Consider the following 18,163-nt stretch of genomic DNA (forward strand, 5'->3'; position numbering starts at 1 on the left):
CTTATAATGCGGCCCATGTCTATTCGTTTCGATGCCGCCGATGCGCACTGGCGCGTCGCGCCCATGCCTGGTTTCTCGTCAGATCAGAAAGACTGGCTTACACGCGGTGGTTCGCTGACCGCGCATCTCGCGACGCTCGGCGCCGTCACCGTTCGTGTGACGCGTGAAGTGGTCGCGCGGCCGTGGGACGATGAGCATGCCGCGCTGTGTGTCCCATCGCGTTCGCCGGTCTGGGTGCGCGAAGTCGTGCTTTCCGTCGACGGCACGCCGTTTGTCGCCGCGCACAGCATCGCGCCGCTGGCGGCGAGCGTCGGCGCGTGGCAGGCGATGCGCCGGCTGCGCACCCGGCCGCTCGCGGAACTGCTGTATAGCGACAGCAGCGTCGCCCGCTCTGCGCTGGTGAGCCGGCGCCTGGGCGCGCGACATCCGCTGCATCGACTGGCGTCGCGTGAAATCGAAAGTGCCGTGCCGCACGCACTGGTCGCGCGTCGTTCGGTGTTCGAGCGACACAACGCGCCATTGATGGTCACCGAATGCATGCTGCCCGCGCTGTGGGCGCATCTCGCTGAACGGACGCGTGCGCATGAGCACGCGCACGAAACGCCTCCACGTGCACATCCGCGAGAGCATGGCCGGCCGCTCGATCACACCACCTCGCGCGCCCATCCTGCTCATTCCACGCATCCCGCACCGCGACCCCCACGCGAAGGAAATCGCTGATGCTGCGCGGCTTTCCGCCAGTGGTCGCCGCCGACACACACACGCTCGTGCTCGGCAGCTTTCCGGGCGAAGCATCGCTCGCGGCGACGCAGTACTACGCGCATCCTCGCAACCAGTTCTGGAAACTTCTGGGCGCGGTAATTGGAGTGCCTGCGCTGCAGGAATTGCCTTATGACGAGCGGCTGAAGCGCGTGCTTTCGCGGGGAATCGGCATCTGGGATGTGCTGGCCGCGTGTCACCGCGAAGGTAGCCTCGATGCCGCGATCCGGAATGCGCAGCCTAATGATTTTGCGTCGCTGCGCGAGCATGCTCCGTTGCTGAAGACCGTTTGCTTCAACGGCAAGACGGCGGGGCGGTTTGCCGAAGTGATTGGCGCGGCGGGTTATGAAACGCTTGTGCTGCCTTCGTCGAGCCCGGCGAATGCAATGCTGTCGTTTGAGCAGAAACTGCTTCTCTGGCGACGGATTATTTCCTGACGTCTCGACGCCCCGCGCAGTTCGGGGACCCGCCTACAAGGCGAGCTTGTCCAGTTCGTCATAAGCGCGATGCAGCCATACCTTGACGCGCTGTCGTTCCAGCAAGCCGAGCCCGGTGGCGGCGCGATCCGGATGATTGACGGCAGCCCAGAAGCTCGCGCTCTGCCGGTCGATCTTCTGCATGGTCGTATCGGGCAGACGGCGCAGCGTAATCACGCTGGCGCCAGGCGCTTCGGCCCGCTCGCGTTCGCCGGACGCCTCCAGAATCTCGAAACGATCGCCGCGGACTTCATTCAGGACCAGTACCAGCTTGATTCGTCCGCCGAATGCGTCGAGCCACTGCCGCAGCAGATCGACCGAATCGCGTCCGGTGTCCATGACGTGCCACCAGGTCAGCGTGAGGCCGTGCTCTTCGGCAAAGCCCAGCACGTCCGAATCGTCGAGCCATCGGGCGAGCGACTGCTGCGTCTGGGCGGCGAGGTCCACCAGAATACGTCGCTGTGGATCTTCAATCGCCGATTCCATGATGGGATCGAGGCTGTCATGCTGATCCAGCACGGCCGGAGCGGCAAAGTCGGCGTAGAACCGCAGCAGCGCGCCATGCGATCTGTCGGTGTCGAAGCCCACGAACGGCAGGTTCCGATCGATAAAGTACTGGGCTAATACGCGGGCGACGAGCGATTTGCCGACGCCACCTTTTTCCCCGCCAATCAAATGGATGTAGCTCATGCTTGCGGATCCCCTGTCGTGGAGCGGGCCTGACCAGAACCGGTGCTGGCAGGCTTCGATGACGTAACGGCGGAACAGTGCACATCGAAAAGCAATGCGTGCGTGACAGGAGCATGCTGTGTGATCGACGGGGGTGTCAAACTGAACAAAAATCGCCGGGGTGGGTTAGACCACCCTCGTATTGCCTTCGTCGAGTCCGGCGAATGCTATGCTCTCGTTCGACCAAAAATTGCGTCTCTGGCGCGACATCCTTACATGACGAAACTGATCAAGCGCGCTTCAGCTGAGGCGCGTGCTTTCCGCAACAAACAGGCTGATTCCGTGGCATCGAAGCAGAAAATGTCGCGCGTGAAAAATCGCGCGTCCGGCAGGAACCGCGACGAAGACCTCGACGACGCGCCCCTCATCGAGGCGCCGCGCAAGCCGCGTTTCGCGCCGGTCACGTTCTCGGAAGAAGGTGGCGTGCGCTATCTGCACTTCGGCACCGAGTGGGTGCAGGGCGCGATGCGCCTGAAGAAGCCGCATCACATCGAACTCGAATACGCGCAGCAGATGATGGCCTGGCTGCTGTTCCTCGAAACGCCGAAGCGCATCGTCCAGCTTGGCCTTGGCGCCGCTGCGCTGACCAAGTTCGCGCATCGCTTCCTGAAGCGCGCGAAGGTCGAGGCGGTCGAACTGAACCCGGCCGTCGTCGTCGCAGCACGGACGATGTTCGAACTCCCGCACGACGATGCCCGTCTGAGCGTGCACGAAACCGATGCATGGGACTTCGTCAACGATCGCGCGAATCACGGCACGATCGGCGCGTTGCAGATCGACGTCTATGACGCGACCGCGCGCGGCCCGGTGCTCGACAGCGTCGCGTTCTATCGCGCGGTGCGTGCGTGTCTGACCGGTGCAGGTGTGGTCACGATCAACCTGTTCGGCGATCATCCGAGCTTCGTGCGCAACATGAAGCGTCTGAACGAAGCCTTCGACGGCCGCGTGTTCGCGCTGCCGGAAGTGCACGACGGCAACCGTGTCGCGATTGCGTTCTCCGGTCCGGCCATCGACGTGCCGTTCGCCACGCTGCAAAAGCGCGCGAAGCTGATCGAAGAGACGCTCGCGCTGCCCGCGCGCAAGTGGCTCAAGGGCCTGCAGGAGTCGACTGGACAGACGTCCGGCTCGTTCTCGATCTGACCCGGCGCGCACGTGCCTTCGGGCGCGTGCCGCAGCCACAGTCACACCGAAGGCCGCGAACGGCAGACATGCCGTCGCGGCCTTTTTCTATTGATTCGATGACGCTGGCGCGACGCTCTGTCGCCCATCGGCATGTCAAACCTGAGTTTTTTTCGCTTGACAAGCCTTGTGGGCATGGGAAGAACCCCGCTTGACCGCACGTTCGCGGCTCCTATACTCTTTCGAAGCTTTCGGGGTGCCCGTCGGCTATCCGCCTGCGGGGCCGGTATCCGTCGACGCAGGCGGACAATTCAATAAAAGTAAAGAGGAGACGTCATGGCTCACGACGCCGACGCCAACAAGGCCAGCAAACGCTGGTTGTGGCTGCTGCTGCTGCCCTGGATCGCGATGGTCTGGGTGCCGTCCTACAACAAGGTCGAGCCGCAACTGTTCGACTTCCCGTTCTTCTACTGGTACCAGCTGATGTGGGTGCTGATCAGCGCCGTCATCACCGCGATCGTGTACTTCAAGACCAAAAAGCGCCCGACGGGCAACGGTTCGCAAGGAGGCGCGCGATGAACGCTACCGCAACCTTTGTCTTCGTCCTGTTCTTTATCGGCGTCACGATTCTTGGCTTTGTGGCGGCCCACTGGCGGCGCGGCGATCTCGCCCATCTGGAAGAGTGGGGTCTCGGTGGCCGCCGCTTCGGCACGATCGTCACGTGGTTCCTGCTGGGTGGCGACCTGTACACCGCGTACACGTTCATAGCCGTGCCCGCGCTCGTGTTCGGTGCAGGCGCGACTGGTTTCTTCGCGCTGCCGTACACGATCCTGATCTATCCATTCGCGTTCGTCGTGTTCCCGAAGCTGTGGAGCATCGCGAAGCGTCACGGCTACGTCACGTCCGCCGATTTCGTCAGCGCACGTTACGGCAGCCGCATGCTCGCGCTCGCGATTGCTGTGACCGGTATCGTCGCCACGATGCCGTACATCGCGCTGCAGCTGGTCGGTATCGAAGTGGTGATCGGCGCGCTCGGGTTCGATACGACGGGCTTCATCGGCGATCTGCCGCTGATCATCGCCTTCGCGATTCTGGCGGCGTACACGTACACGTCCGGCCTGCGCGCGCCAGCGATGATCGCGGTCGTCAAGGACGTGCTGATCTACGTCACGATCGCTGCAGCCGTGATCATCATCCCGCCGCAGCTGGGCGGCTTCGGGCACATCTTCTCGGTCGTGCCGCCTGCGAAGCTGCTGCTGAAGGCGCCGGATGCAGCCAGCCTGAACGGCTACAGCGCGTATGCGACGCTGGCGGTCGGCTCGGCGCTCGCGCTGTTTCTGTATCCGCACTCGATCACGGCCGTACTGTCGTCGAAGTCGGGTAACACGATCCGCCGCAACATGGCGATGCTGCCGGCTTACTCGCTGGTGCTCGGTCTGCTCGCGCTGCTCGGCTTCATGGCGCTGGCTGCGGGCGTGAAGGATATGCCGGAATTCGCGCCGTACTTCAAGGCGTTCGGCCCGAACTTCGCGGTGCCGGCGCTGTTCCTGCACTTCTTCCCGTCATGGTTCGTCGGCGTCGCGTTTGCGGCGATCGGCATCGGCGCGCTGGTGCCGGCGGCGATCATGTCGATTGCGGCTGCGAACCTGTACACGCGGAACATCCACAAGGAGTTCGTGAACCGTAACATGACGCACGAGCAGGAGACGAACATCGCCAAGCTCGTGTCGCTGATCGTCAAGGTCGGCGCGGTGGCGTTCATTCTCGGTTTGCCGCTCACGTATGCCATCCAGCTGCAGCTGCTCGGCGGGATCTGGATCATCCAGACGCTGCCGGCGATCGTGCTCGGTCTGTACACGCGCGTGCTCGACTACCGTGGCCTGCTGATCGGCTGGGCAGTCGGCATCGCAACCGGCACGTGGATGGCGATTTCGCTGAAGCTGGCCAGCTCGATCTTCACGATCCACCTGTTCGGTTTCGCGATTCCGGGTTACGCGGCGGTGTGGTCGCTGATCGTGAACCTGGTGGTGGCGGTTGTCGTGAGCGTTCTGGTGCGCTCGCTTGGCATGGCGCGGGCTGAAGACCGCACGCGTCCGGAAGACTATCTGGACGTGGTCGAAAGCTGATCGAAAGCCGTTCGATCGCGTGCAGTGCGCGGCCGATGGCTTGATGCAAACGAAACGCCCGCAACGAAAGTTGCGGGCGTTTCTGCTTCTGGTGCGGGATACTGGGCGTTCGCTCGACTGATCATTCGACGCTTTCACCTGATTCCAGCCTGAGACCCGTTCCCCGCTCCCCACACCGTCAAGCATGGCCACAGCCGATTCCAACCCGCTCGGGACCCCTCGCACGCGCCCCGGTCGCGTCAGACGCTTCCTGCGCGCCATCGTCTCTCCGTACTACCGCTATCGTCACGCGAACCTCATTCACAGCCTGCGCGTCGGTCTGGCGATGCTGGTGTCGATTCTCGCGACGACGGGTGTCAACGTGCCGCACGGCATCTGGGCATCGGTGACGCTGCTGGTGGTGATCGGCGGCCTGCAGCACCAGGGCAATATCCGCAAGAAGGCCGCCGAACGGGCGGCGGGCACGCTCCTTGGCGCAACGATCGGGCTTGTGATGATCCTGCAGCAGAACTGGATTGGCTCGCTGCCGCTCACGTACCTGCTGATGTCGGTGGTGGCCGCGATCTGCGCGTGGTTCGCGATCGGTAAACCGGGCTATATCGCGTTACTGACGGCGATCACGATGTGCATCGTCGCGGGACACGGCGACAACCAGATCGATGTCGGTCTCTGGCGCACATTGAATGTGCTGGTCGGCATCGTGATCGCGCTGGCATTTTCGTTCGCGCTGCCGCTGCACGCAACGTACTCATGGCGCTATCTGCTCGCGGACAACCTTCGAGCGTGTGCGCGCATCTATGCGCGCATGGTGCAAAGCGACGGCGATCCGCCTTCCGCCGACGATACCCTGAAGATGTTTCTGGCGCTCAACACGCGGCTGGTGCAGCTACGTTCGCTGATTCCCTCGGTGGCCAAGGAAATTGACCTTCCGCAGGCGCAGCTCGAAGAGATCCAGCGGCTGCACCGCTCGGTGCTGAGCGCGCTGGAACTGATGGCGACGGGCACGATCGGACATCTGGATGCCGCCGGCCGGGCGGCCTTCGCGCGGGAATGCGGGATCGAGGTGTACACGGTGCGCAGCAGCTTGCTCGCGATGGCGCGCGCGTTGCGTTTCGCGGGCGCGACGCGCTTCCGGATTCCCGAAGCGTCACCGCTCGCGACGCCCGATCCAGCGGTGATCGCCAGCCTGCCGGCCGATCTGCACGGCCCGTACTGGCTCGGGCTGCGGCTCGCGGAGCAGGTCGACAGACTGCGCGCGATGCTGCTGGAAACGGAGTCGAACTGGAATATCGAGCGGCATACGCGCGCCGTCGCATGAGCCGACCAGGCGAGGGCGCGTGCGTGGCCTGAGCGGACGCGCTCAGCCGCCTTCGTGCGGAACGGTCACCATCCAGGGAATGCCGAATCTGTCGACGACCATGCCGAAGCCCTTCGACCAGAACGTCGCCTGCCACGGCATCATCACGTTGCCACCGTCCGATAGCGCGTTGAAGTATTTCTCAGCGGACGGGACGTCGTCGGCGGTGAGCGACAGGCTGAATCCCGCGGGCCGCGGGCCTTCGCCCTTGCAGTCGCCGTCGGACGCCATCAGTTCGGTCGCACCGATTCTGAACGTCGTGTGCATGATCTTTTCTTCGTTGCCCGGTGGCACTGATTCCGCGGCGGACGGCGGCGCGTCCTTGAAGCGCATCTGGAACACCACCTCGGCGCCGAGTTTCTCGCCGTAGAACTTCATCGCTTCTTCACACCGACCGTTGAAAAAAACATAAGGCTGGACTTGCATCGTCGTCTCCTTGAGTGTGCCGCGGGGTATCCGCGGAAGCAGCGCTATCGGCCGTCCCGTTGTGCGGGAACGCGCCGGAAAGCGACCGTACAGAGATTGTAGACGCCGTCACGAAGGCGATTGTGACAGTGTGTGGACAGCGACGAAGAGGAGCGGAAAGGCAGGCAGTTGACGCGGCGCAGGGCCGCGCGCGTGACCGCGAACGGGTCACGCGCAGGGTGAAGCAGTACGCCTTAACGCAGGCTTTCGATCAGCTTTTCGAGCTTGACGGCGTCGGCGGCGAACGTGCGGATGCCTTCCGAGAGCTTCTCGGTCGCCATCGCTTCTTCGTTCAGCAGGAAGCGGAACGACGGCTCGTCGACCGCAACGCGCGCGATATTTTCGCCATTGCCCATTTCCGGCGACAGCTTGCGTTCGACCTTGTCCGTGCTGTCCTGCAGCTTTTGCAGCAGGTCGGGGCTGATCGTCAGCAGATCGCAGCCGGCCAGTTCGGTGATCTGCGACGTCGTACGGAAGCTCGCGCCCATCACTTCGGTGTTGTAGCCGAACTTCTTGTAGTACGCATAGATGCGCCGCACCGACTGCACGCCCGGGTCGTTCGCGCCGCCATCGCGCGCTTCGTCCCAGTTGCTGCCGGCGTTTTTCTTGTACCAGTCATAGATCCGGCCGACGAACGGCGAGATCAGCTGCGCGCCCGCTTCAGCGCAGGCAGCGGCCTGTGCCAGCGAGAACAGTAGCGTCATGTTGCACTTGATGCCGTCCTTCTGCAGGGCTTCGGCGGCGCGGATGCCTTCCCACGTCGACGCGAGCTTGATCAGCACGCGTTCGCGTCCGATGCCCGCGGCCTTGTAGTAGCCGATCAGTTCGTGGGCTTTTTCGATCGACGCTTTTGTATCGAACGACAGACGCGCATCCACTTCGGTCGACACACGGCCCGGAATGATCTTGAGAATTTCGCTGCCGAAGGCGATCAGCAACTGGTCGATGATGGCGCCGACCGGCTTCGATCCGTGATCGCGGACGGTTTTTTCGAGCAGCGGACGGTAGTCGTCCTTCTGCACGGCCTTCAGGATCAGCGACGGGTTGGTCGTCGCGTCCCGCGGCTTGTACTGCGCGAGTTGCTGGAAGTCGCCGGTATCGGCGACGACGGTGGTGTACTGCTTGAGTTGATCGAGTGCGGATGTCATGTCGAGCCTTCTGGGCGCGCACGCGCCATGGTCCAGGGGAAAGATGGGACCGCCACAATGCCGCAGCGGAAGCCAGTCATCATGCGACGTTCACGCAATGTTGCCGTGACGCCTCGCGTGGAGCGTCGCCCAATAACTCTATTCTATGGCGGATCGGCTGCCTGGGTCTTTACAGTGCACGTCTGGCACCTGTTTATCTCGCCGATACCGCCTGTCCAGCGGCTTCAGGCGCGGCGGGCGTTCAGAACGAGCTGCGTCAGCACGCCGGCGACCAGGCCCCAGAATGCGGAACCGATCGACAGCAGCGTCAGGCCGGAAGCCGTCACCATGAAGGTGACGAGCGCCGCCTCGCGCTGCTTCACGTCCTGCATTGCGTTGGCGAGGCCGCTCATGATCGAGCCGAACAGCGCCAGTGCAGCCACCGACACCACCAGCGCTTTCGGCAGTGCAGCAAAAAGCGCCGCGATCGTGGCGCCGAAAATGCCCGCGATCAGGTAGAACGTGCCGCACCAGACGGCTGCCGTGTAGCGCTTCGAGTGATTTTCGTGCGCTTCCGGGCCGGTGCAGATCGCCGCTGTGATCGCCGCAAGATTGATGCCGTGCGAGCCGAACGGCGCGAGGATCAGGGAAGCGATGCCGGTCGTCGCGATCAGCGGCGCGGAAGGCGTCGTATAGCCGTCGGCGCGCAGCACGGCGATGCCGGGCACGTTCTGCGAAGCCATCGCCACCACGAACAGCGGAATGCCGATGCTGACAATCGCGGCGATCGAAAACGCGGGCATCGTCAGCACGGGATGCGCGAGCGCGATGTGAAAGCGGCTGAAGTCGAGCAGCCCGAGCGCGCCCGCAACAGCGGTGCCGACGATCAGCGTCGTCACGATTGCATAGCGCGGCGCAAAGCGTTTGATGACGAGATACGTGAAGAACATCACGAGCACGAGCGTGGTCTGGAACTGCGCCGCGCGGAAAATTTCGATGCCGATCTCGAAGAGAATCCCGGCCAGCAGCGCCGCCGCGATGCCCGCCGGAATCTTCTTCATCAGCGCGTCGAACCAGCCCGTCAGGCCAACAACAGTCAGCAGCAGTGCGCACACGATGAACGCGCCGATCGCCTCCGGATACGCCACATGCGGCAGCGACGAAATCAGCAGCGCCGCGCCAGGCGTCGACCAGGCAATGACGATTGGCGCGCGGAATTTCAGCGACAGCCCGATCGTGGTCAGCGCCATGCCGATCGACAGCGCCCAGATCCACGATGAAATCTGCGCGTCGGAGAGGTGCGCGGCCTGACCGGCCTGGAACATCAGTACGAGCGAGCTGGTATAGCCCGTCATCATCGCGACAAAGCCGGCGACGATTGCCGACACCGACGTATCGGCAAACGGCCGGAGCTTCACGGGCCGTGCGGCGGAAGGGGACAGTTCAGGCGTGGAAGACTGCGTCATGCGTCATTCTTTTGTCAGGTTGTGTCAGGGGATGAGTTATTTGCTCAGCACGCGCATCGCGGCTTCGAGGCCGGCGAGCGTCAGCGGATACATCCGCTGACCGAGTACTTCGCGGATGATCGACACCGACTGCCGGTATTGCCACAAACCTTCCGGTTCGGGGTTGAGCCAGGCGAAATGCGGGAACTGGTCGGCGAGACGCCGCAGCCATACGGCGCCCGGCTCGGTGTTGTTGTATTCGACCGAGCCGCCGGCCTGCACGACTTCGTACGGGCTCATCGTCGCGTCGCCGACGAAGATCAGCTTGTAGTCGGGCGTGAACTTGTGCAGCACGTCGAACGTCGGCGTGCGTTCTGCATGACGTCGGCGGTTGTTCTTCCACAGGTAGTCGTAGACGCAGTTGTGGAAGTAGTAGAACTCGAGGTGCTTGAACTCGGCCTTCGTCGCCGAAAAGAGTTCTTCGGTGCGCTTGATGTGATCGTCCATCGAGCCGCCGACGTCGAGCAGCATCAGCACCTTCACGTTGTTGTGCCGCTCGGGCACCATCTTCAGATCGAGCCAGCCGGCGTTTGCCGCCGTACTGCGGATCGTGTCGGGCAGATCGAGTTCTTCGGCGGCGCCTTCGCGCGCGAAGCGGCGCAGGCGTCGCAGTGCGATCTTGATGTTGCGCGTGCCGATTTCGACGTGGTCGTCATAGTCTTTATACGCGCGCGCTTCCCAGACCTTCACGGCGCTGCGATGACCCGACGCATCGCCGCCGATGCGGATGCCTTCCGGGTTATAGCCACCATGGCCGAACGGCGACGTGCCGCCCGTACCGATCCACTTGTTGCCGCCTTCGTGACGCTCTTTCTGCTCTTCGAAGCGTTCCTTCAGGCGCTCCATCAGCTTGTCGAGGCCGCCCATCGCTTCGATCTGCGCTTTCTCTTCGGGCGTGAAATCGCGCTCGAGTTTCTTCTTCAGCCAGTCGGGCGGGATGTCGAACGCAAGTTCCGTCTTGCCCGCGACACCGTGAAAATACTCGCCGAACGCCTGATCGAAGCGATCGAAATACTGCTCGTCTTTCACGAGCGTGAGACGCGCGAGGTAATAGAACTCATCGAGCGATGGCGCGATGACATTCGCCTTCAGCGCTTCGAGCAGCGTCAGGTATTCCTTGACCGAAACCGGCAGCTTTGCGGTGCGTAGCGAAAAGAAGAAGTCGATTAGCATGCTGTTTCCTCTGCGTCTTCGGGCCCGTGCGTTGCCATGTTTCCGCGCTCCGGTTGTGCCGCTGGCCTTAGCGCTCGAGCTTGTATTTCAGATGGGCGCGCACGGCGGGCCATTCCGACTCGATGATCGAGAACACGACCGTGTCGCGCAACACGCCATCCTTGCCGATCTGGTGATTGCGCAGGATGCCGTCCTGCTTCGCGCCGAGGCGCGCAATCGCGGTGCGCGACTGATGGTTCATGAAATGCGTGCGGAACTCGACCGCAATGGCTTTCAGCGATTCGAACGCGTGCGTGAGCAGCAGGAGCTTCGCTTCGGTGTTGAGCGGCGTGCGTTGCACGCGTTTCGCGTACCACGTGTGACCGATCTCGAGCCGACGGTGTGCTGCCTCGACGTTGAACATACGCGTCGACCCGACGATTTCGCCGGAGACGGCATCGCGCACCGCGAAGGGTAGTGCGCCGAGGTTATCGCGCATCGAGAGCGCGGCTTCGATCCACGCGCGTTCAGTGCCGGGCGCGGGCACGCTCGTGTACCAGAGCGTCCACAACTCGCCATCTGCCGCCGCGGCGGCGATCGCCTGCTCGTGATCGAGCGTCAGCGGTTCCAGAATGACGTGCTGGCCCTTCAGCGTAACGGGCTCTATCCAGCGGCTCATGTAACGAATCTCCGTGCGGGTGCGTGCGATGACGTTTTTCACGTGAGGGCAGGGCCGCGACAATCTGTCGCACCCCTGCGCCCAACGCGGATTACCGGTTGTTGCGGTTCATGAAAATGAGGCGTTCGAAGAGGCTCACGTCCTGCTCGTTCTTCAACAGCGCGCCGTGCAGCGGCGGAATGATCTGCTTCTGGTCGGCCGAGCGGAGTGCTTCCGGCGGAATATCTTCGGCGAGCAGCAGCTTCAGCCAGTCGAGCAGTTCGGACGTCGACGGCTTCTTCTTCAGACCCGACACGTTGCGCAGTTCGAAGAAGCTCTGCAGCGCGGCGGCCAGCAGTTCCCTCTTGATGCCCGGATAGTGGACCTCGACGATCTGCTGCATCGTCTCTGCATCGGGAAAGCGGATGTAGTGGAAGAAGCAGCGGCGCAGGAACGCGTCGGGCAGTTCCTTTTCGTTGTTCGACGTGATGATGACGAGCGGACGCTGTTTCGCCTTCACGAGTTCGCGCGTCTCGTACACGTAGAACTCCATGCGATCGAGTTCACGCAGCAGGTCGTTCGGGAATTCGATGTCGGCCTTGTCGATCTCGTCGATCAGCAGCACGACCTGTTCGTCCGATTCGAACGCCTGCCACAGCACGCCCTTCACGATGTAGTTGCGGATGTCCTTCACGCGCTCGTCACCGAGCTGCGAATCACGCAGACGCGAGACCGCGTCATACTCGTAGAGGCCCTGCTGCGCCTTCGTGGTGGACTTGATGTGCCACTGCAGAAGCGGCATGCCCAGCGCCGCCGCGACTTCTTCGGCGAGCATGGTCTTGCCCGTGCCCGGCTCGCCCTTGATCAGGAGCGGCCGTTTGAGCGTCATCGCGGCATTGACCGCGAGTTTGAGGTCGTCGGTGGCGACGTATTGCGATGAGCCTTCGAAGCGCATGGCGAACTGCTCTCCCGGAAAAAGTCCAGTATAAGTCAGAAGCCCTGTTGGGCCGAAGCGGGCTCGGGTAGGGTGTGAACCCGGTGTCGACCGCGTTCGATTGTGCGCTGGACGTACGCGGGCGGCATGCTGGAGCGGCGCTGCATTGAGGCCTCGCGGCCGCCATGTGGACGCCCGGCGTAGCGTCGCGGTACAATTAGCGCGATTTTTTTGGCCTGCGTGGCACCTCTACAAGAATAACGGCGCAGGCCGTTGCCTTTTTCGGGCGCCCGTTTTCCCCTCATGCCAGGTTAGAACCTATGAACAAAATCGTCGGCAAACACCTCGTGATCGCAGCGCTGTCAGCGCTCGCAGGCTTTGCGGCCAGCGCGCAGGCAGCGGATGTCGTTGGCAACGCGAAGGCGGGCCAGGGCAAGGTCGCGATGTGTATCGGCTGCCACGGCATCCCCGAATATCGCACCGCGTACCCGGAGGTCTACCGGGTGCCGAAGCTGGGCGGCCAGAACCAGGCCTACCTCGAAAGCGCGCTGCGCGCCTACCGGAAGGGTGACCGCCACTTCGACTCCATGCACGCCATCGCGGCGTCGCTGTCGGACCAGGACATCGCCGATGTCGCGGCGTACTACGCGGCGCAGACATCCTCTTCGAAGAACAATCCCGACAAGTGATCGGTACAGGTCACCCACAGTTCACCACATTCGCGGGATAGGAGAATTCATGAAGAAGCCCCATCAGGCACTCCACACGGTATTGAAGGCTGCGTGCGCGACGGTTGCGACGATCGCATTCACGGGCCTCGTCGCATCGAACGCGGCGCATGCCGCCGATGCCTCCAATGGCAAGGTGCTCGCTGATTCGCACAACTGCGCGGCCTGCCACGGTCCGAACATGAACAAACCGGTGAGCCCGGAGTTTCCGAAGCTCGCAGGGCAGCACGCCGATTACATCTACTGGGCGCTACGTCAGTATCAGATGGGCACGGGCAACCCGCACCTCGGTCGTAACAACTCGATCATGCAGGTGCAGGTGCAAAGTCTGTCGCCGAACGACATGAAGGACATCGGCGCCTACGTCGAATCGATCGACGGCGATCTCGTGCAGAAAAAGTAATTACGGTGTTCTTCAGCCGGTTGAAATGGAACACCCCGCTTCGGCGGGGTGTTCTGCTTTTGGGCGTCGAATTCCGGCTGCTGGCTGATATGCGCGCTTGAGCCGAGGTCGTTCAGTCGCGCGAAGCGCGGCGCTCGATGCGTGCGAGATACGCATCGGTATCCGGTGGCGTGCCGGTACGCTGCGCTTCCCAGATGGTTTCGCCGAGACAATCCATGATCGCGTGCTGCGCATCATGGGTCGAGCCGAGACGCGATGCGAGGCGCTCGTGTGCCGCGCGGATACCAGGCGGCTGATCGATCGACAGTTGCTCGGTGATCGCCAGATGCATCGACAGATGCAGGAAAGGATTGGTCTGGCCGCGTTCAGGCGAGTAGTCCTGCGCCGGGGCGCCTTCGACGTTCGTCAGGTCGGCGTGATATTCCGGGTGCTCGACGATCCAGTCGGCGGCGATGGCTTCGAGCGGCGTCAGGATTTCGCCTGCGCGCTGCTTGCGCCAGGTGTCAGTGAAAAAGAGGCGGACTTCGTCGCGGCTGGGATTGAACATCGTGGTGGTATCGAGGATGGGGCGGCGTGCTGATGGCAACGGCAAGCGGGTATTTTACGTCGGCGGGGGAAGGTTCGCTGAGGGCGTCGGGTTGATGCGTGGCGGCGTGCCTCCCGCATCATGGCGCACGCTACGATGCGGCCGCCAGCGACCAGCCCTCAGCCCTCAGCCGTCGCGCCTCAAAGCTCCGGCGGCGGGGTCTTCGGCCGGTACTCGCACAACGGCTCGATGACGCAATGCCAGCATTCCGGCCGACGCGCCTTGCACACATATCGCCCATGCAGGATCAGCCAGTGATGGGCATCATGCCGGAATTCGGCGGGTGTGAATTTCTCCAGCGCGATTTCGACTGCGCGCACATCCTTGCCCGGCGCAAGCCCGGTTCGATTGGCAACCCGAAAGATGTGCGTATCGACGGCAATCGTCGGATGGCCGAACGCCGTATTCAGGATCACGTTCGCGGTCTTGCGTCCGACGCCCGGCAAACTTTCCAGCGCCTCGCGGTCGTCCGGCACTGCGCCGCCGAACTGGTCGAGCAGGACGCGGCAGGTCGCGATGACGTTCTTCGCCTTGGTACGGTAAAGCCCGATCGTCTTGATGTAGTCGGCGACGCCTTCTTCACCGAGATCGAAGACCGTTTGCGGCGTGTTCGCCACCGGGAACATCCGGCGCATCGCCTTGTTGACCGAAACGTCAGTGGCCTGCGCCGACAGCATGACGGCGATCAGCAGTTCGAACGGCGTCGTGTATTCGAGTTCGGTTGTCGGATGCGGGTTGAGTTCCTGCAGCGTCTCGTAGATAGCGCGGCGTTTGTTCGCGTTCATGCTGGCTGTCAGGATTTCGGTGGTTGGGTGCCGCTGGCGTCTTGCGTGGACGGGGCCGCGTCGCTGGCGTTGTCGTCCTGCGCAATGCCGAGCCGGCGACGGCGCGCTTCGGCCGCGTCGATCTGCGCCTGGACATCGGCGCTCACCTGCTGGGTGTTTTGCGGGCCTTTGCCCTGAGCGGCGAGTTCTTCCTTCTTCCTGCGCGCGCGGTCGAGCGCGGCCTGGATGATCGCGCGTTTCCTGGCTTCGGGGTCGTCCGCGACAACGGTGGTAGACGTCACAGCAGCAGAAGACGCGGCAACCGAAGGCGCGTCAGCAGCGGCCGAAGCAGAACTCGACGCCCGGCGCGCCGCAGCACGCGCTTCGGCGGCTTCACGCTCGCGCGCGAGGCGGGCGTTGCGTTGCTCGTAGCGTTCGCGGGCTGCGTTGGCGAGTTCCTGCGACCACGCATCCCAGCCAGTGCGTTCGCCGGTGGCAGGCACCATCGCAATGCAGTCGACGGGGCAGGGCGGAACGCAAAGATCGCACCCGGTGCAGAGCGCCTCGATCACGGTGTGCATCTGTTTGGGTGCACCGACGATCGCATCGACCGGACACGCCTGCATGCACAGCGTGCAGCCGATGCACAGGTTTTCGTCGATAACGGCCAGCGGTCGTGGACGCTCGATGCCGTTCGCCGGATTGAGCGGGATCACAGGCTGGCCGAGCAGGCCGGCCAGGCGCGCGATGCCTTCGACGCCGCCCGGCGGGCACTGGTTGTAGTTCGCCTCGCCAAGGGCAATCGCTTCGGCGTAGGGGCGGCAACCGGCGTAGCCGCACTTCGTGCATTGGGTCTGGGGCAGCAGATCTTCGATGCGATCAGCTAGTGTTAAGGAATCGGTCACGGTCAAGACTTGAGGGCTTGCTGGCAGGCCAGACTGATGTCAAAAAAGGCCCGGCCGGGCGCGCGGCGGCGGTGTGCAGCAAGGCCGGAGGGCTTGCGCGACGGGGCTTCCGCCAAATAAGGGATTATCGCCGATTTCCCTGATTGTGCTTCGCAAACCATGTGCCATAATCGAAGCGCTTTTTCGAAAGACCGCAACAGGGTGTCCCCCAACCATGGCGCGCCCGCTCAGTGCCGCAGGTACCTGGCCGAGGAGAGAGGCTGGCGGCACGATCCGGATAACGCGGCTCACGAAGCACGATGCCACCATGAATCAGCCGAAAATCAAAAGAGATCCTGAAGGCACCCGTCGCCGCATCCTGCTCGCGGCGGCCGAGGAATTTGCAAATGGTGGGTTGTTCGGCGCACGCGTCGACCAGATTGCCCGCCGCGCGGAAACCAATGAACGCATGCTCTATTACTACTTCGGTAGCAAGGAGCAACTGTTCACCGCGGTCCTGGAGCACGCGTTCAGCGCGCTCACCGAAGCCGAACGCACGCTCGACCTCGCCGGCATCGCGCCCGTCGAGGCGATCACGCGGCTCGCGCATTTCGTCTGGGACTACTACCGCGATCACCCCGAACTGCTCCGGCTCGTGAACAACGAGAACCTGCATGAGGCACGCTACATGCAGAAGTCGACGCGCATCCGCGAAATGATCTCGCCCATCGTCGCGACGCTCGGCAATATCCTCGAACGCGGCCAGCGCGCAGGACTGTTCCGCACGAGCGTGGACCCGTTGCGCTTCTACGTGACGTTGTCGGGGATGGGGTATTACATCGTGTCGAACCGCTTCACGCTCGAAGCGACGCTCGGCCGCGATTTCAGCTCGGTCAGCGAGCGTAGCGAAATCGTGCAGATGAACACTGAGTTGCTGCTGGCGTATCTGATGCGCCGCTAGGGTGACGTCGTCAGGACGCCGCTGCGCCCTTCACCGGCGCAGCGGACGCAATGGTTGCAGCGTTACGCCTGCTGCGCGATCCTTTCCTTCTTTTCAGCCGTGAACGGCTTGTTGTGCTCGAGGATGAAGTCGCGCAACTGCGGATAGACGATGGTGCGCCAGCGACGGCCCGAGAAAATGCCGTAGTGACCGCACTTCTCGGCGGTGAAATGCTGCTTGTTCTCCTCCGGGATGCCGCTGCACAGCTCCTGCGCGGCACGCGTCTGACCGCTGCCGGAGATGTCGTCGAGCTCTCCTTCGATCGTGAAGAGGGCGGTGCGCGTGATGTCCTGCGGACGCACGCGTTCACCCGCGACGTCCCACGTGCCTTCCGCCAGACGGAATTCCTGGAACACGATCTGGATCGTTTCGAGGTAGTACTCGGCGGCCATGTCGAGCACGGCGTTGTACTCGTCATAGAAGCGGCGATGCTGCTCGGCGTCTTCCTCATCGCCGCGCATCAGGCTCTGGTAGTAATCCCAGTGCGACGCTGCATGCCGTTCCGGATTCATTGCGACGAAGCCGGTGTGCTGCAGGAAGCCCGGATAGACCTTGCGACCGACACCCGGATAGTTCGGCGGCACCGTGTAGATCACGTTGTTGTCGAACCATTCGTACGAGTGCTGCGTGGCGAGCGAGTTGACGGCCGTCGGGCTCTTGCGGGCGTCGATCGGGCCGCCCATCATCGTCATCGTGCGCGGCGTGTCTTCGCCGCGGCTCGCCATCAGCGAGATCGCTGCGAGCACCGGCACAGTCGGCTGGCACACCGAGATCACGTGCAGATCCTTCGCGCCGATGTGGCGAACGAACTCCTGGATGTATGCGATGTAGTCGTCGAGATGGAACGCGCCGTCTTCGAGCGGCACCATGCGCGCATCGATCCAGTCGGTGATGTAGACCTTGTGATCCTGCAGCAGCGTACGCACGGTGTCGCGCAACAGCGTGGAGTGATGGCCCGACAGCGGCGCGCACACCAGCACGACCGGCTCATCCTTCAGTTGCGTGACGGCGCCGCTGTCGTCTGCATAGCGCTTGAAGCGCAGCAGGCGGCAAAACGGCTTTTCGATGACCGTCTGCTCGACGATTGGAATCTTATGACCGTCTTTGACAATCTGGTGCAGGTTGAACTCGGGTTTTTCGTAATCCTTGCCGAGGCGATACAGGAGCTCGTAGCCGGCGGACAGGCGGGTCGCCCCCGGTACGTAGGCAAGCGGACTGGCCGGATTCGCGAAGGATTTCGACGCGGCCTGGGCCCAGGCGGTAAGCGGGCTCAAAAGTGCCCGCTGGAATTCGTGCAGTTGATAGAGCATGGGTGCTCCAGCGTTAGTGTTGTTCGCGTGGGGCGGCGCAAAAACGCGTAATGCGTTGTGGCGAGGCCGGTATTGGTCGTG

At 63.0% G+C, this 18,163-nt stretch carries 20 protein-coding genes and 1 pseudogene; 10 read left to right on the forward strand and 11 right to left on the reverse strand.

Translation table 11 applies throughout. The features are described from left to right. The first annotated feature begins 15 nt into the window (after positions 1–15). Together P3T21_RS21175 and P3T21_RS21180 are read left to right on the forward strand one after the other, a co-directional pair. Entirely contained in the window at positions 16–720 is a 705-nt protein-coding gene (locus P3T21_RS21175) for a chorismate--pyruvate lyase family protein (RefSeq protein WP_429257905.1), read from the forward strand. Beyond that, complete coding sequence (locus tag P3T21_RS21180; RefSeq protein ID WP_429257906.1) at positions 720–1,196, forward strand: DNA-deoxyinosine glycosylase; 477 nt, start codon at positions 720–722, stop codon at positions 1,194–1,196. Before P3T21_RS21175 ends, P3T21_RS21180 begins: the two co-directional genes overlap by 1 nt. A 33-nt stretch (positions 1,197–1,229) precedes the next feature. Here the strand turns inward: P3T21_RS21180 and P3T21_RS21185 are convergent, their stop codons facing one another. Next, positions 1,230–1,925: a mobilization protein gene (locus P3T21_RS21185; RefSeq protein ID WP_429257907.1), complete on the reverse strand. Its 696-nt coding sequence runs from the start codon at positions 1,923–1,925 to the stop codon at positions 1,230–1,232. 169 nt (positions 1,926–2,094) lie between these two features. On the opposite strand from P3T21_RS21185, the pseudogene P3T21_RS21190 reads away from it, so the two are divergent. The 5 genes and pseudogenes from P3T21_RS21190 to P3T21_RS21210 form a co-directional block, all read left to right on the forward strand. Then, positions 2,095–2,184, forward strand: a pseudogene (locus tag P3T21_RS21190) (DNA-deoxyinosine glycosylase); the annotation flags it as partial. Further along, positions 2,181–3,104: a spermidine synthase gene (locus P3T21_RS21195; RefSeq protein WP_429257908.1), complete on the forward strand. Its 924-nt coding sequence runs from the start codon at positions 2,181–2,183 to the stop codon at positions 3,102–3,104. The pseudogene P3T21_RS21190 and the gene P3T21_RS21195, both read left to right, overlap by 4 nt. Before the next feature lie 315 nt (positions 3,105–3,419). After that, a complete protein-coding gene (locus P3T21_RS21200) occupies positions 3,420–3,662 on the forward strand; it encodes a DUF3311 domain-containing protein (protein WP_429257909.1) in 243 nt (80 codons plus the stop codon). After that, on the forward strand, positions 3,659–5,209 hold the full coding sequence (mctP, locus tag P3T21_RS21205; RefSeq protein WP_429257910.1) for a monocarboxylate uptake permease MctP: 1,551 nt from the start codon (positions 3,659–3,661) through the stop codon (positions 5,207–5,209). Before P3T21_RS21200 ends, mctP begins: the two co-directional genes overlap by 4 nt. A gap of 184 nt (positions 5,210–5,393) precedes the next feature. Next, the gene (locus tag P3T21_RS21210) at positions 5,394–6,527 is read left to right on the forward strand and encodes an FUSC family protein (protein ID WP_429257911.1); all 1,134 of its coding nucleotides are present in this window, start codon (positions 5,394–5,396) and stop codon (positions 6,525–6,527) included. Positions 6,528–6,569: 42 nt separating this feature from the next. Here the strand turns inward: P3T21_RS21210 and P3T21_RS21215 are convergent, their stop codons facing one another. From P3T21_RS21215 to P3T21_RS21240, 6 genes are all read right to left on the reverse strand, one after another. Further along, on the reverse strand, positions 6,570–6,992 hold the full coding sequence (locus P3T21_RS21215) for a VOC family protein (RefSeq protein ID WP_429257912.1): 423 nt from the start codon (positions 6,990–6,992) through the stop codon (positions 6,570–6,572). A 233-nt stretch (positions 6,993–7,225) separates the two neighbouring features. After that, complete coding sequence (tal, locus tag P3T21_RS21220) at positions 7,226–8,179, reverse strand: transaldolase (RefSeq protein ID WP_429257913.1); 954 nt, start codon at positions 8,177–8,179, stop codon at positions 7,226–7,228. A gap of 224 nt (positions 8,180–8,403) precedes the next feature. After that, complete coding sequence (locus P3T21_RS21225; protein WP_429257914.1) at positions 8,404–9,624, reverse strand: benzoate/H(+) symporter BenE family transporter; 1,221 nt, start codon at positions 9,622–9,624, stop codon at positions 8,404–8,406. A 36-nt stretch (positions 9,625–9,660) separates the two neighbouring features. After that, entirely contained in the window at positions 9,661–10,836 is a 1,176-nt protein-coding gene (locus tag P3T21_RS21230) for a vWA domain-containing protein (RefSeq protein WP_429257915.1), read from the reverse strand. 67 nt (positions 10,837–10,903) lie between these two features. Beyond that, complete coding sequence (locus tag P3T21_RS21235; RefSeq protein ID WP_429257916.1) at positions 10,904–11,494, reverse strand: GNAT family N-acetyltransferase; 591 nt, start codon at positions 11,492–11,494, stop codon at positions 10,904–10,906. Positions 11,495–11,585: 91 nt separating this feature from the next. Next, entirely contained in the window at positions 11,586–12,428 is an 843-nt protein-coding gene (locus tag P3T21_RS21240) for an AAA family ATPase (protein WP_429257917.1), read from the reverse strand. Positions 12,429–12,727: 299 nt separating this feature from the next. On the opposite strand from P3T21_RS21240, the gene P3T21_RS21245 reads away from it, so the two are divergent. Both P3T21_RS21245 and P3T21_RS21250 read left to right on the forward strand, forming a co-directional pair. Further along, positions 12,728–13,096, forward strand: a complete 369-nt coding sequence (locus tag P3T21_RS21245) for a c-type cytochrome (RefSeq protein ID WP_429257918.1) — start codon at positions 12,728–12,730, stop codon at positions 13,094–13,096. Positions 13,097–13,145: 49 nt separating this feature from the next. After that, complete coding sequence (locus P3T21_RS21250; protein WP_429257919.1) at positions 13,146–13,538, forward strand: c-type cytochrome; 393 nt, start codon at positions 13,146–13,148, stop codon at positions 13,536–13,538. Between the two features lie 112 nt (positions 13,539–13,650). Here the strand turns inward: P3T21_RS21250 and P3T21_RS21255 are convergent, their stop codons facing one another. The 3 genes from P3T21_RS21255 to rsxB all read right to left on the reverse strand — a co-directional run bounded on the left by P3T21_RS21255 (position 13,651) and on the right by rsxB (position 15,799). Then, positions 13,651–14,085 (reverse strand): DUF1841 family protein, encoded by a 435-nt coding sequence (locus tag P3T21_RS21255; RefSeq protein WP_429257920.1) that lies wholly within the window; start codon positions 14,083–14,085, stop codon positions 13,651–13,653. A gap of 179 nt (positions 14,086–14,264) precedes the next feature. Beyond that, positions 14,265–14,909: an endonuclease III gene (gene nth, locus P3T21_RS21260; RefSeq protein ID WP_429257921.1), complete on the reverse strand. Its 645-nt coding sequence runs from the start codon at positions 14,907–14,909 to the stop codon at positions 14,265–14,267. 8 nt (positions 14,910–14,917) lie between these two features. After that, entirely contained in the window at positions 14,918–15,799 is an 882-nt protein-coding gene (rsxB, locus tag P3T21_RS21265; protein ID WP_429257922.1) for an electron transport complex subunit RsxB, read from the reverse strand. 301 nt (positions 15,800–16,100) lie between these two features. Here rsxB and P3T21_RS21270 point away from each other — a divergent pair, with 301 nt between their 5' ends. Then, on the forward strand, positions 16,101–16,733 hold the full coding sequence (locus tag P3T21_RS21270; protein ID WP_429257923.1) for a TetR family transcriptional regulator: 633 nt from the start codon (positions 16,101–16,103) through the stop codon (positions 16,731–16,733). Positions 16,734–16,795: 62 nt separating this feature from the next. Here P3T21_RS21270 and P3T21_RS21275 read toward each other — a convergent pair whose 3' ends face one another. Further along, positions 16,796–18,082, reverse strand: coding sequence for a polyhydroxyalkanoate depolymerase (locus P3T21_RS21275; RefSeq protein ID WP_429257924.1), 1,287 nt, complete (start codon positions 18,080–18,082; stop codon positions 16,796–16,798). Positions 18,083–18,163 lie beyond the last annotated feature (81 nt).

Source organism: Paraburkholderia sp. GAS334 (assembly GCF_050436625.1).
Classification (GTDB): domain Bacteria; phylum Pseudomonadota; class Gammaproteobacteria; order Burkholderiales; family Burkholderiaceae; genus Paraburkholderia.